The organism is Rhodomicrobium vannielii ATCC 17100 (assembly GCF_000166055.1).
GTDB lineage: Bacteria > Pseudomonadota > Alphaproteobacteria > Rhizobiales > Rhodomicrobiaceae > Rhodomicrobium > Rhodomicrobium vannielii.
Map to the genome: position 1 here is coordinate 1,117,085 of NC_014664.1, position 12,298 is coordinate 1,129,382.

Consider the following 12,298-nt stretch of genomic DNA (forward strand, 5'->3'; position numbering starts at 1 on the left):
CCAGAAACACACGCGACCCCGCGCGGGCAAAAGAAAGTTATAACGCGCGCGCTCCATAGTAACCCGCCCGGGCGGTCGCGTGAGCAGTTGGCCGTTCCCGCTATGCAAACGATCGCCTATCCTGCCCACGCGACCGCGCGAGCAACAAAAAAGGCACCCTCGCGGGTGCCTTTTTCCAAAAACCGGCGAGCGGCTTACTGGCCGTGCTGCGTCGCAAGAAACGCGATGACGTCCGCGCGATCCTGCGGGTTCTTCAGACCGACGAACACCATCTTCGTGCCCGGAACAACGGCCTTCGGGTTCTCGAGATACTTGTCGAGGGTGGCTTCGTCCCACGTCAGGCCCGAGTTCTTCATGGCATCGGAATAGTTGAAGCCCGGGCGCGAGCCAGCCTTCGAACCGACGACATTGTTCTGCACGGGGCCGACGCCCGGCTTCGCCGTCGGGCCAACCTGATGACAGATCTTGCACTGCTTGAAGACCTGCTCACCCTTCACCGGATCGCCGGCGGCATAAGCCGAAGCCGACCAGACGAGGGCCGCGCCGACCATAGCGATTTTGATAGCTTTCATGATTTCACCCTGCACCGTTTAAGGTCACTCTGATGGCGTGTGTTTCAATCAGAAAAATGCCTGAAACACAATAATTCTAAACGTCACCTTAAAGAATTCGGAACGGCCTACCGCGTTTCAAGCCGCAGAGAAAATAAAAAAGAATTCAGGTATAAGAAGGCGTTGCGACAAAGTGCCCTCTTGGGTAAACGCGTATCGACGCATGCGGTTTCACCGGCTTTCTCTTGAAGCGCGCGGCACGATCTGATCCACTCGACCCGACGCTGCGCCCCCCGCCAGGAATCGCGTATTCTAACGCCATGCAAACTTACCTCGACCTCCTGCGCGACGTGCGCGACCATGGCACCCGGCGGGACGACCGCACAGGCACGGGCACGCTGAGCCTTTTCGGCCGCCAGCTGCGTTTCGACCTCGAAGCGGGTTTTCCACTGGTTACGACCAAGAAGCTGCACCTGAAATCCATCGTGCATGAGCTTCTGTGGTTTCTCGCGGGCGACACGAACACCGCGTATCTGAAGGCGAACGGCGTTTCGATCTGGGACGAGTGGGCCGACGCGAATGGCGATCTCGGCCCGGTCTATGGGGCGCAGTGGCGCTCGTGGCCCGAGCGGGACTGCGGCACCATCGACCAGATCGCGGAAGTCATTCGCGCAATCCGCACCGACCCGAATTCGCGCCGCCTTGTCGTATCGGCCTGGAACCCCGCCGACCTGCCGCGCATGGCGCTGGCGCCGTGTCACTGCCTTTTCCAGTTTTACGTCGCGGACGGCCGCCTTTCCTGCCAGCTCTACCAGCGCTCCGCCGACATCTTCCTCGGCGTGCCGTTCAACATCGCCTCCTACGCGCTGCTGACCATGATGGCGGCGCAAGTGACGGGCCTGCGCCCCGGCGACTTCGTGCATACCTTCGGCGACGTACACCTCTACCTGAACCACAGGGAGCAGGCCGACGAGCAGCTTGGCCGCGAACCGCGCCCGCTGCCGCGCATGACCCTCAACCCAGCCGTGACATCGATCTTCGATTTCGCCTATGCCGACTTCAAGCTCGAAGGCTATGCCCCACATCCGGCGATCAAGGCGCCCGTGGCGGTATGAGCGAGGCGCGCCCGTTCACTCTCGCGCTCGTGGTGGCGGCCGCCGAGAACGACGTCATCGGCCGCGAGGGCAAGCTGCCCTGGCGGCTGAAAAGCGATCTCAAACGGTTCCGCAGGCTCACGATGGGGCATCCGCTCATTATGGGCCGCAAGACATTTGCCTCCATCGGCAAGCCGCTCGACGGGCGCGATTCCGTGATCGTCACGCGCGATGCCGCGAGCGTTTCCCCGCAGCCGGGTGTGTTCGTCGCGACGTCGATCAAGGATGCGCTGGACATCGCACGGGCGCGCGCTGCGGAACGCCGCGTCGCTGAGGCTTTCGTCATCGGCGGGGCCGAAATCTTCGCTCTGGCGTTGCCTTACGCAGACCGTATCCACCTCGCCCGCGTCCACGCCAGCCCCTCCGGCGACGCATATTGGCAAGCGCCTCCCGCCGAAGAGTGGCAGGTCGTATCGCGCGAGGAATGGCCTGCGAACCAAACCGACGAATTTTCAGTCACCGATCTCGTGCTGGAGCGGTCGCCGCGCGCTTGACGCGAGCGATAGCGGAAGCCATATGCGAAGCACCTTCCGAGTGTGTCCGGCCCCGCACCCGAATGTGGCGGTCGCCCCAAAATTGACACGCAATTGTCAAACGCGGGCCACATTCGAACACCCTGTTACTAAGCAATTCTGGCCTCGCTTGCCGAGGTGAAGCGGGACTAAACCCGCCGATCGTAAAGGAAAACGCATATGCCGTGGAATCAGAGTGGCGGCGGAGGCTGGAAGGGCGGCCCGAGCGGCGGCCCTTGGGGACAAGGCCCCGCCGGCGGTGGTTCGCCTCCCCCCGATCTCGAAGAAATACTGCGCCGCAGTCAGGACAAGCTGCGCCAGGCCGTGCCGGGAGGCGTCGGCTTTGCTGGCGTCGGGCTTCTCCTGTTGGTTCTCGCCGCTGCGGTCGGCTATTTCGGCTTCACGGTCCGCATCAATCCGGACGAGCGCGGCGTCGTTCAACGGTTTGGCGCGTACGACCGAGAGCTATCGAACGGCCTCAATTTCCGCTGGCCGTACCCCATTGAGGAAGTGACCGTCGTTCCGTTCACGCGCCAGAACCGCGTCGAGGTCGGCTTTTCGAGCGGGCCTACCGGCCCATTCGGCGCAATCCGCTCCTCCGCCCGCAATGAGGAAAGCCTCATGCTGACCGGCGACGAGAACATCGTGGAGCTGAACTTCAACGTCTTCTGGAACGTCAAGGACGCCCCCGCCTATCTGTTCAACGTCCGCAATCAGGGCGACACGCTCGACGCGAGCCCGAACGTGAAGGCCGTGGCCGAGAGCGCCATGCGCGAAGTGATCGGCCAGAACGATATTCAGCCGATCCTCACAAAGAGCAGGCAGAACATCGAGGAGTCGGTGAAGACGCTCATCCAGCGCACGCTCGACAGCTACAAGTCCGGCATCAACATCAACCAGGTGAACCTGCAAAAGGTCGATCCGCCGACCGAGGTCATCGCGGCCTTCCGCGACGTCCAGGCCGCGCGCGCCGATCAGGAGCGCTTGCGAAACGAGGCGGAGGCTTACGCCAACCGCGTCGTACCCGAAGCACGAGGCGAAGCGCAGCGCATCCTTCAGGGCGCGCAGGGCTACCGCGAGCAGGCCGTTGCCGAGGCCACGGGCCGAACCGAGCGCTTCCTCAAGGTATTCGACGAATATCAAAAGGCACCGGATGTGACGCGCAAGCGCATGTATCTCGAAACGCTTGAACGCGTGCTGGGTGGCATGGACAAGATCATCATTGACGAAAAGTCCGGCTCCAACGGCGTGGTGCCCTATCTTCCCTTGAACGAACTTCAGCGCACCCAGAGCGGAGGCCAGCGATGAGAACCGCAGCTGTCGGATTCCTCATTCTCCTTGTCACCGGCGTGGTGATCGCGGTGGGCTTCTCCGCCTTCATCGTGCCGCAGACGCATCGTGCTCTCGTGCTGCAATTCGGCGAGCCAGTCCGCGCGATCGACAAACCGGGCCTCTACTGGCGGATGCCGTTCGTGCAGACGGTCGTGCAGTTCGACCGCCGTATCCTCGATCTTCAGACCGAGGAGCAGGAGGTCATTGCGTCCGATCAGAAGCGTCTCATCGTCGATGCCTTCGCGCGCTACAGGATCAGCGATCCGCTCGCGTTCTACCGCGCGTTCCGCAACGAAATCGCCGCGCGGCAGCGCCTCACCGCCATCGTGGATTCGACGATCCGCAGCGTGCTTGGCCGATCCACGTTCATCGACCTTGTGCGTAACCAGCGCGAGGCGCTCATGAAGCAGACCATCGCTTTCGTGAACAATGACGTTCGCGGTTTCGGCGTGGAAGTCGTCGACGTCCGCATCCGCCGCGCCGACCTGCCCGAGGCGAACAGCCAGGCCATCTTCCGCCGCATGCAGACCGAGCGTCAGCGTGAAGCAGCCGAACTGCGCGCCCAAGGTGCTGAGCAGGCGCAGCGCATCCGTTCGACCGCCGACAAGGAAGTGACCGTTGTCACCGCGAACGCGAATCGCGATGGCGAGCGTACCCGAGGCGAAGGCGACGCGGAAAGGAACCGCATCTACGCCGACGCATTCGGACGCGACCGCGACTTCTTCGCCTTCTACCGCTCCATGCAGGCTTACGAAGAATCGCTCAAGGGTAGCCACACTCGCATCGTGGTCTCGCCCTCGTCCGAGTTCTTCCGTTATTTCAACGAGCCGATGAGCGCGGCGCCTGATGCCATCAAGAGGCCGGCGCCCGCCGGTCAGACGGGATCCAGCGCCGCTGCGGCCACGCCTGCAGTGCGCTGAATCAATCGTTGAGAACGGAATATTACCTTTCACTACCTATCGTCGAGTGCATGAACATTGCACTCGACGCCTTTATGTCTCACTTTATAGGCAGGCATGGATTCCCCGCCCCTGCGGCGGACCAGGTAACCCGAGGGTCGAGAACCCCGGGAGCATGGAACTCGAGTGGCATGGCGCGGTTTGCAGCATTGTCTCGTGTGTTTTAAGGTGAGGCTCATGGCGATCCACCATCATCTGCGGCTGCTTCTCGGGGCAAGCCTTCTGGCGTTCGGTGGCGTTGCTGCTGCCTCCCCTACGTTCGCGGTCGAGATGAAATCCGGCGAATCCTTCTCCGATGTCGCAGCGCGCGTCCGCAATTCGGTCGTCAGCGTATCGGCACAGGTCACGGAGGAACTCGGCAGTTCGAGCGCCAGGCGCAGCCGTGGCGAGGGTTCGCGCGGCCCGAAGAAGGGTCAGAGCGTCCTGCAAAAGACTTCCGTAGGCTCGGGCTTCATCATCGATGCAAGCGGCATCATCGTCACCAATAACCACGTGATCGAGGATGGCAACACCGTGTTCGTGGTGTTGCCCGATGGATCCGAGGTGAAGGTCGATAGGGTTATCGGGCGCGACACCAAGACGGATATCGCCGTACTCAAGATCACGCCCAGGGCCAACAAGCCGCTGACGCCCGTTTCCTTCGGCGACTCATCTCACATGCGCATCGGCGATTGGGTGATTGCGGTCGGCAATCCGTTCGGCTTCAAGGGCTCCGTGACGGCGGGCATTCTCTCAGGGCGCGGCCGAGACATCAGCGCTGGCCCGTATGATGATTTCCTTCAGACCGATGCCTCCATCAACAGCGGCAATTCCGGCGGCCCGCTCTTCAATGCGCGCGGCGAGGTTATCGGCATAAACACCGCAATTTTCTCTCCTTCGGGCGGCAGCATCGGCCTTGGCTTCGCGATCCCGTCGAACACGGCGAAACGCATCGTCGAGCAGTTGCGCAAGCACGGGGAAATCCGCTGGGGCTGGATCGGCGCGCGGCTGCAAACGCCGAGTGACGACATTGCTGAACATCTCCATCTCGACCATGCCGAGGGCGCGCTGATCGCCCGCGTCGACAAGGGCAGCCCGGCCGAAGCGGCTGGCTTGCAGGAAGGCGACGTCGTGCTGGCGTTCGCCGGAACGTCGGTGAAACACGCGCGCCAACTTCCGCGCTTTATCGCGCAATCAAACGTGGGCGAAGACGCCGACGTGCTGATCCTTCGCAACGGTGAGAAGAAGACGGTCAAGGTGAAGGTCGGCCGCATGATCGAGGCCGACTGGTCCGGCGCTCTCCCCCTGTCGCAACAAAAAGCCAAGCGGCAAAAGCTCGGCAAGATCAGCTTCGCGCCATTGTCCGACGATTTGCGGTCGCGGCTGGGCCTCTCGTCGGATGCGGAAGGCGCCGTCGTATCGGCCGATGAAAGCCGGGTGGTCGCGCGGGGGAACCTCAATCCGGGCGATGTCGTGATCGAGGCGGCCCATGGGCCGGTTCGGACCGCCGACGAGCTTGACCAGCGCCTCACGCAGCTACGCGCACTGTCGCGCAGCCAAGCAACGCTAACTGTGAGAGACGCGAGCGGCGCCATCCGCTTCGAGAGCGTCTCACTCGATCAAGACTAGGCCGTTGGAACTCCATCCTGCCAAAGCGCTCAAGGTGATCGCGAAATCGCCGATCTACGTCTATCGATACGCGATCTCGCCGATCATCGGGCCGCGTTGCCGCCATCTCCCGACCTGCTCGCAATATGCGCTCGACGCCATCGACGTGAATGGCGCGTGGCTCGGCGGCTGGCTGACGCTCGGCCGCATCCTGCGTTGCCACCCGTGGGGCAGTTCAGGCTGCGATCCCGCGCCCGATCTCCGCGCTGAAAAGATCCCCTTCTGGGCCCCTTGGCGCGTCTGGCGCTACCGGCGCGCTCGCGCCGCCGCCGATCAGATCGAAACAACGTGATCGGTGAAGTCTCTATGGATGTTCGGTTCGTATTGACGTGCAAGCTGATCGTAGCTCTTGCTCGCTGCGGATCAGGTAACCCGCTGATAGCGCCTGTAAAATTGCCACCACCGCTTTAGCTGGCCATTATCGCTTCCCCCCTATTATCGATTGCATCAAATCGTTCGAAGCGGGGGAACCGTTATGCGTCTCGTCAAAACCGCGCTCTTCTCCGGCCTTGCCATGGCTTGCGCCGGGGCACTTTCATCGGCCAGCGCCCAGTGCGTTCAGGCCTATACCATCACCACGTTCAACGGGTCGCCGTGGAACTACCTTTGCGGCGACTGCCCGCCGCCGGTCGTTGTGAAGAAGGTCAAGCCCGCGCCGGGCAAATGCGGTGTCGGCAAGTTCTATCAAAAAGGAAAATGTATCTCCCCGACCAAGGCCGCCGTGTGGGAAAGGATCCGGTAACGCCAAACGAGCGATGCCGGAATCAGGAGCGCGACCATTCAACGGGATCGCGCTCCGACTAGCGCGTCGAGCGGGCCGCTCCCGACGACGCAACCCTTTACGGCGACGCCTGTCGAGCGCTCTTGGCGCCACATCATTAACCTTTCATAAGCGACGCTCTAGATGCCGCCGGAGGCGCGTGCGGGCCTCTTCTCGAAAGCCCTGTCCTTATCAGGCCGAATTTGGCCGCGGGTCCGGCGAAAGGGCTTTCAAGCGGAGTGCGCTGCTTTGTGCGTGGATCAACCCGACTGCCCCGCTCGCGTCCGCTCAACCAACATCCCGACCTGCGATTAACCCATTTGCCAGAGTGCCTGAATCCCCACAAGGTCTTATGCTAAGCAAAGATCGAGGTGATCCATGCAGCCGCAGGCGAAACGCTTCATGTCCGGGATCGAGGAAGAAACGGTGGCGCTTCCGCGCGATCAGGCAATGCCGTCGCTAGTCGATGAGCTGATGGCATCGTCACGGGATTGCATGGCGTTACTCGACGAAAGCGGCGCTATCCTCGCGATCAATCCGTGGGCCTGCGAAACGATGACCCTCGGCGCGGCCGAGGGCGTCAAAGGCAAGGCGTGGCGCAGGCTCTGGCCGGACGAAGTTCAGGCCCAGGCGGACCAATTGCTCGCCGACGCTCGCAGAGGCAAGCGCGCGACCGCGATATTGTTTCATGCATCGGCCAAGGTTCCACCGACCCGAGATAACCACGCGCCTTCCTGGTGGGCCGTAACGCTCAGCCCCATAAAAGATGCCGCGTGTCCAGCGGCGCGCTTTCTCGTCTTCGCGCAAAGTCTAGGTGGAAGCGCCGCTTCGCAGACCGAGCTTTCGAGCCTGATCGCGCAGCAACGCGCGACCCTCATAGGTCTCTCACGCCAGCTCGCAGACCAGACCGACCGACTCGCCGAGACCCGCAAGCAGGTCACCCAATCCGAAAAGCTGACGCTTCTCGGGCAATTCGTCGGCAGTGTGGTGCACGACATCAATAACGTCCTGACGGTCATGGCGAGCGCCTCGCGATTTCTGCGAAAGGGCGACCCGACGAAAGCTGCGGTGGCACTCGAACATGTCGATGCCGCCATCGCGCGCGGCGCAACGCTCGTGCGTCAGCTTCTCGATTTCTCGCGAAACGACCCGGCGCCATCGGAAGTCGTCGACATCGACCGTGTCCTTACCGAAGATGCCGATTTGCTGCGCCATCTCGCCGGCCCCCGCGTAACCATCGATTTCGCTGGCGAGGGGGAAGTTTGGCCTGTGCTCGCATCGCGGGGAAGAGTTCAGGCGGCGGTCTTCAACCTCGTCGCTAATGCACGCGATGCGATGCCCGACGGCGGCCGTTTGACAATCGCCATCGCGAATTGCCGCGCCAACGAGAGGCCGCTCGGGCTTGCCGCAAACGACTACGTCATGCTTTCCATCGCCGACACCGGAAAGGGCATGCCACCGGAGGTTCTAAAGCAGGCGGGCCGACCGTTTTTCACCACGAAAGCCAAGGGCGAAGGCAGCGGGCTAGGCCTGGCCTCGGCCTTCAGCCTCGCGGAGCAGGCGGGCGGCGGCGTCCGCATCGACAGCACGCCGGGACAGGGCACGCGAGTTTCGCTCTATCTGCCGCGAGCCGCACTCTCCGACGCGAGATCTTCGACGGATTCGAGGCGTGAGCCCGACCTGCACGGCAACGCCCGCATCCTCGTTGCCGAGGGCGATCGCTCCGCAAGGGAAGCACTCGCCTCATTGCTGAGAGGGCTGCGATACGCGGTGGCCGAGGCTGGCACACCCGACCAGGCTGCGGCCGAGGCGTTGGCAAACAGGCCGGATCTCATCGTCTGGTCTTTTGACCCAGCCTCACGCACAAGCTTCGATCTGTTGCAGGCGGCCGAAGGTAGCGCGCCTCCGTGCCTCTACACCGCGACGACGAATGCGGCCTTGCATCTTCCCACAGGCGAGACCGTCCTGCGCAAGCCGGTGCCGGAAGATCTTCTTTGCCGCGCGGTGCTTGAAAAGCTCGGGCGCATTCCGCCTGCGATTATCCCTGAGGAAGCGCTCAGGCTCGCCGACCGCGTTCGCGAGCGGGTCCGAGGCGCCCGGGTGCGAGCGATCTACGAGCTTTGGCGCACGGTTTTCGCAGACAAGGCGCGACTTCCGCTTCTCGCCGAAGCCAGGATTTTCGAGGCGCGCGATGTGGCCGATACCTTTCTCATCGAGGTCATTGGCGAATGGTCCCGGCCCTCTTTCCGCTTCGTTCGCGTCGGAAGTGCGCTGACCGAAAGATATGGCGCACCACTCGATGGGGTCACTCTTGCCGACGACGAGGCGGACGCCTTCGGCCCGATCGCCCGCGCCTACAAGAGATGCCTTCAGGGCGTCGCCTATTTTGATTACTCGCGTGTCTCGCTTGGCGACGGCAAATTGACGCTTTTCGAGAGAATGGTTTTGCCAATTTCTGACGATCAGCTGACTATTACCCATCTTTTCGGCATCGCAACCTTTTGCGACATAGACCCGTGAAGGGCAGCCCATGTCCGTTTCGTTCGCCGATCCGAAGCTAGCCCGGAAGCTCGAAGCGCTTTCCGACGAGGAGCGGCACGACCTCCCCTTCGGCATAATAAAGCTCGACAGCAACGGGGTCGTTTCCTTCTTTAGTCGGACGGAGGCTAGGGAATCGGGTTGGAAAAAGCGGCCCGCACTCGGCATCGATTTTTTCGTCGGCATCGCGCCCTGCATGGCCACGCCCGAGTTCAAGGGACGCATCGAAGAAGCGGCCCGTCACGGTGCGGTTGATATCGAACTCGGCTGGGTCGGCGATTTCGACGATCCGAATGGCGAAATGACCGTGCGCATTCAATCGGCGGCGGATGGCGGCATCTGGATTTGCCTCGACCGACCGGATCAAGGCTAACCCTCGCCGGAAATCGCGCGCGTATCCGCCCACCCTCCTCCGCCTTCGCAGCGGCCTGCGCGGACGCGCACCGAGCGGCCTCTCCTCCCCACTTGTTCCACATCGTAATATCAGTCGGTTTCCACAGAAAAAGATCGGGACGCGCTGTTCTCTTCCGCTGGAGAGAAATACGGTAGCCACAACTAGTGGTCAGACTCCGATTGCAGCACGCTCGCGAGCAGATGTTGGAATCCCAACCACTAGCAAATCCCGGGTTTCCAGTGGAGCCTTTGAATTTGACGATTGAGCGAGAGGCTGACAGCAACCGGGACTCAGATGTCAAACTCGCCCCACCAGGGGTGGAGCGCCGCATGATCAATTATCGCCCGGAGGTGGACGGCCTTCGCGCCGTTGCCATCGCGTCCGTGGTTCTGTTCCACACCGGAAGCCCCGTCTTCGCGGGCGGCTATGTCGGCGTGGACATCTTCTTCGTCATCTCCGGCTATCTCATCACGTCCATCATGTTGAAGGCGCGAAACGAGGGCGGATTCTCCTATCTCGACTTCTACGCCCGCCGTGCCCGGCGCATCCTGCCGGCATTATTCGCGATGCTGGCGCTTGTGTCGGGGGCGTGCCTTCTGCTTTTGGCGACGAACGACCTCGCGAGCTACGGGAACGTGCTGGCCTATACGGTGCTGTTCGCAGCAAACATCCGCCTCATGGGGAGCATGTCCTATTTCCATCCCGATTCGCAGCAAAACCCGCTGCTGCACATGTGGTCTCTTGCGGTCGAGGAGCAGTTCTACATCCTCTGGCCGACGCTCCTGCTCGGCGTCCTCGCCTTGATAAGCGCGCGGCGGGCGAAGGTGCTGTTCGTGGCGCTCGCCGTGGGCTCGCTGATCGTCTCGGAAATCCACATGGTCCTGCGGCCGGAATTCGCCTTCTATCAGCTCCCCTCGCGCGGCTGGGAGCTTCTCGCGGGCGCGTTGCTCGCCGTGGGCATCGCTCCGCCCATCCGCTCGCACAAGCTCGCAGAAGCTGTGTCCCTCACCGGCCTCTCGCTCATGATCGCGCCGGTCTTGTTCTACGACAAGACGACATCGTTCCCCGGCTTGGCGGCTCTGCCCCCGGTGCTCGGCTGCGCCTTCGTAATCTGGGCCGAGACGGGACGCCGGACGCGCTTCGGATCGCTGCTGCGTCTGAAGCCCGTCGTGTTCCTCGGCCTCATTTCCTATTCGCTATATCTTTGGCACTGGCCGGTGTTCGCGCTCACCAAATATGTGATGATCCGCGAGCCGACACACGCCGAGAGCGCCCTCCTCGTCGCGCTGGCGGTGCTGGCGGGTTGGGCCTCGTGGCGTTTTGTCGAGCGCCCGTTCAGGCATCGCCCCGCGTCCGCCGCGACTTCCGTTGGCCGGGAGCGGTCTGGGCCGAGAGTTTTTGCGCTGCCATTCACCCTGCCCGCTTATGGCGCGGGGGCGTTTGCGGCCGTTCTCGTCGCCACCGGAGCCTATTTTCAGCTGTCGGGCGGGGCCAGTTGGCGCTTCTCGCCCGACCTGATCGAAAAGCTGGACGCCGCCTTCCTCGCGCCCCCGATGTCTTGTGCGAGATCCGCGGAAATCGCGCCGGGGCTTGAGAAATGCGAGACGGGCCGTCTCGACGGTGGCACCAAGAACGATGTCGTGATGTGGGGTGATTCTCACGCGCGGCATTATCAAGCGCTCATCGCCGCCGTATACGGGGACACCACGACGCTTTACCGGCCGCGCTGCACGCCCGTTGCGGGCGTCTATCTCACTTTCGAACGGCGCAATGCCGACGTCTTGCAGTGCTTCGAGCAGAAAGCCGCCGTGCTCGCCGATCTCGTGCAAAAAAGACCGCGGGTCGTCATCCTCGCCGGGCGCTGGGGTTTTGCGGAAACCGCGACCGCTACGCGCACCCTTTACGAAAGGCCGGACATGCGCCGGTCGCGCGATGTCTTCGCCGCAGCGCTGCGCGAAACGGTTTCGCGGCTTACCGATGCGGGCATCAAGGTGGTGCTTATGGCTCAAGTGCCGGAGATCCGCGTGCCGACAAGCCACTGTCTCGGCGTCTACAAACATGTTTTCGGCTGGACGGACTGCTATTTCGTGTCGCGCAACGACTATGTCGCCCAATTCGGCTGGACGAACGATCTCCTGCGATCCATCGCCGACGACACTCCCAACGTAGCGGTTTTCTGGCCCGCAGAGTCCCTGTGCGAGGGCGATGTGTGTCGACCGGTACGCGACGGCAAGCACCTCTATTCCGATAATAACCATCTGACGGCGGAAGGCGCGCTATCGCTCGTGAGCGCCTACAGGTCGACGGTCCCGGCGGCGTTTCTTCCTTTACCCGAGCCGCGGTCGGTCGACAGCGCGTGGGCTCCCTCTCCGATGGAGACGGGCAATCTCGCGGCCAGCACCTTCCAACCCGAGGGAGGCGCTTCCCGATAGAGCGGCGGCGATGGGCGCG

11 protein-coding genes are annotated in these 12,298 nt (G+C 62.6%); 10 read left to right on the top strand and 1 reads right to left on the bottom strand.

Annotated features, from left to right (window positions below):
- Positions 1–194: 194 nt before the first annotated feature.
- Complete coding sequence (locus RVAN_RS05060; RefSeq protein WP_013418685.1) at positions 195–572, bottom strand: c-type cytochrome; 378 nt, start codon at positions 570–572, stop codon at positions 195–197.
- Between the two features lie 299 nt (positions 573–871).
- Between RVAN_RS05060 and RVAN_RS05065 the strand changes: the two genes are divergently transcribed.
- The 10 genes from RVAN_RS05065 (at position 872) to RVAN_RS05110 (ending at position 12,279) form a co-directional block, all read left to right on the top strand.
- Positions 872–1,666: a thymidylate synthase gene (locus RVAN_RS05065; RefSeq protein WP_013418686.1), complete on the top strand. Its 795-nt coding sequence runs from the start codon at positions 872–874 to the stop codon at positions 1,664–1,666.
- Positions 1,663–2,199 (top strand): dihydrofolate reductase, encoded by a 537-nt coding sequence (locus RVAN_RS05070; protein WP_013418687.1) that lies wholly within the window; start codon positions 1,663–1,665, stop codon positions 2,197–2,199. The genes RVAN_RS05065 and RVAN_RS05070 overlap by 4 nt, the downstream gene beginning before the upstream one ends.
- Positions 2,200–2,397: 198 nt before the next feature.
- A complete protein-coding gene (gene hflK / locus RVAN_RS05075; RefSeq protein WP_013418688.1) occupies positions 2,398–3,525 on the top strand; it encodes an FtsH protease activity modulator HflK in 1,128 nt (375 codons plus the stop codon).
- Complete coding sequence (hflC, locus tag RVAN_RS05080) at positions 3,522–4,469, top strand: protease modulator HflC (protein ID WP_013418689.1); 948 nt, start codon at positions 3,522–3,524, stop codon at positions 4,467–4,469. Before hflK ends, hflC begins: the two co-directional genes overlap by 4 nt.
- Before the next feature lie 216 nt (positions 4,470–4,685).
- Positions 4,686–6,116, top strand: coding sequence for a trypsin-like peptidase domain-containing protein (locus RVAN_RS05085; protein WP_013418690.1), 1,431 nt, complete (start codon positions 4,686–4,688; stop codon positions 6,114–6,116).
- 4 nt (positions 6,117–6,120) lie between these two features.
- Positions 6,121–6,447, top strand: coding sequence for a membrane protein insertion efficiency factor YidD (gene yidD / locus RVAN_RS05090; protein WP_013418691.1), 327 nt, complete (start codon positions 6,121–6,123; stop codon positions 6,445–6,447).
- A gap of 183 nt (positions 6,448–6,630) precedes the next feature.
- On the top strand, positions 6,631–6,897 hold the full coding sequence (locus RVAN_RS05095; RefSeq protein WP_013418692.1) for a hypothetical protein: 267 nt from the start codon (positions 6,631–6,633) through the stop codon (positions 6,895–6,897).
- A gap of 396 nt (positions 6,898–7,293) precedes the next feature.
- Positions 7,294–9,435, top strand: coding sequence for an ATP-binding protein (locus RVAN_RS18705; RefSeq protein WP_013418693.1), 2,142 nt, complete (start codon positions 7,294–7,296; stop codon positions 9,433–9,435).
- A 10-nt stretch (positions 9,436–9,445) separates the two neighbouring features.
- On the top strand, positions 9,446–9,826 hold the full coding sequence (locus RVAN_RS05105) for a hypothetical protein (protein WP_013418694.1): 381 nt from the start codon (positions 9,446–9,448) through the stop codon (positions 9,824–9,826).
- A gap of 350 nt (positions 9,827–10,176) precedes the next feature.
- Positions 10,177–12,279, top strand: a complete 2,103-nt coding sequence (locus tag RVAN_RS05110) for an acyltransferase family protein (protein WP_013418695.1) — start codon at positions 10,177–10,179, stop codon at positions 12,277–12,279.
- Positions 12,280–12,298: the final 19 nt, after the last annotated feature.

Excerpts from the sequence above, each read along its gene's own strand:
- hflC (WP_013418689.1), top strand. The coding sequence starts at position 3,522 with ATGAGAACCGCAGCTGTCGGATTCCTCATTCTCCTTGTCACCGGCGTG.
- RVAN_RS05110 (WP_013418695.1), top strand. The coding sequence starts at position 10,177 with ATGATCAATTATCGCCCGGAGGTGGACGGCCTTCGCGCCGTTGCCATC.
- hflK (WP_013418688.1), top strand. The coding sequence starts at position 2,398 with ATGCCGTGGAATCAGAGTGGCGGCGGAGGCTGGAAGGGCGGCCCGAGC.
- RVAN_RS05085 (WP_013418690.1), top strand. The coding sequence starts at position 4,686 with ATGGCGATCCACCATCATCTGCGGCTGCTTCTCGGGGCAAGCCTTCTG.
- RVAN_RS18705 (WP_013418693.1), top strand. The coding sequence starts at position 7,294 with ATGCAGCCGCAGGCGAAACGCTTCATGTCCGGGATCGAGGAAGAAACG.
- RVAN_RS05065 (WP_013418686.1), top strand. The coding sequence starts at position 872 with ATGCAAACTTACCTCGACCTCCTGCGCGACGTGCGCGACCATGGCACC.
- RVAN_RS05070 (WP_013418687.1), top strand. The coding sequence starts at position 1,663 with ATGAGCGAGGCGCGCCCGTTCACTCTCGCGCTCGTGGTGGCGGCCGCC.
- RVAN_RS05095 (WP_013418692.1), top strand. The coding sequence starts at position 6,631 with ATGCGTCTCGTCAAAACCGCGCTCTTCTCCGGCCTTGCCATGGCTTGC.
- RVAN_RS05105 (WP_013418694.1), top strand. The coding sequence starts at position 9,446 with ATGTCCGTTTCGTTCGCCGATCCGAAGCTAGCCCGGAAGCTCGAAGCG.
- RVAN_RS05060 (WP_013418685.1), bottom strand. The coding sequence starts at position 572 with ATGAAAGCTATCAAAATCGCTATGGTCGGCGCGGCCCTCGTCTGGTCG.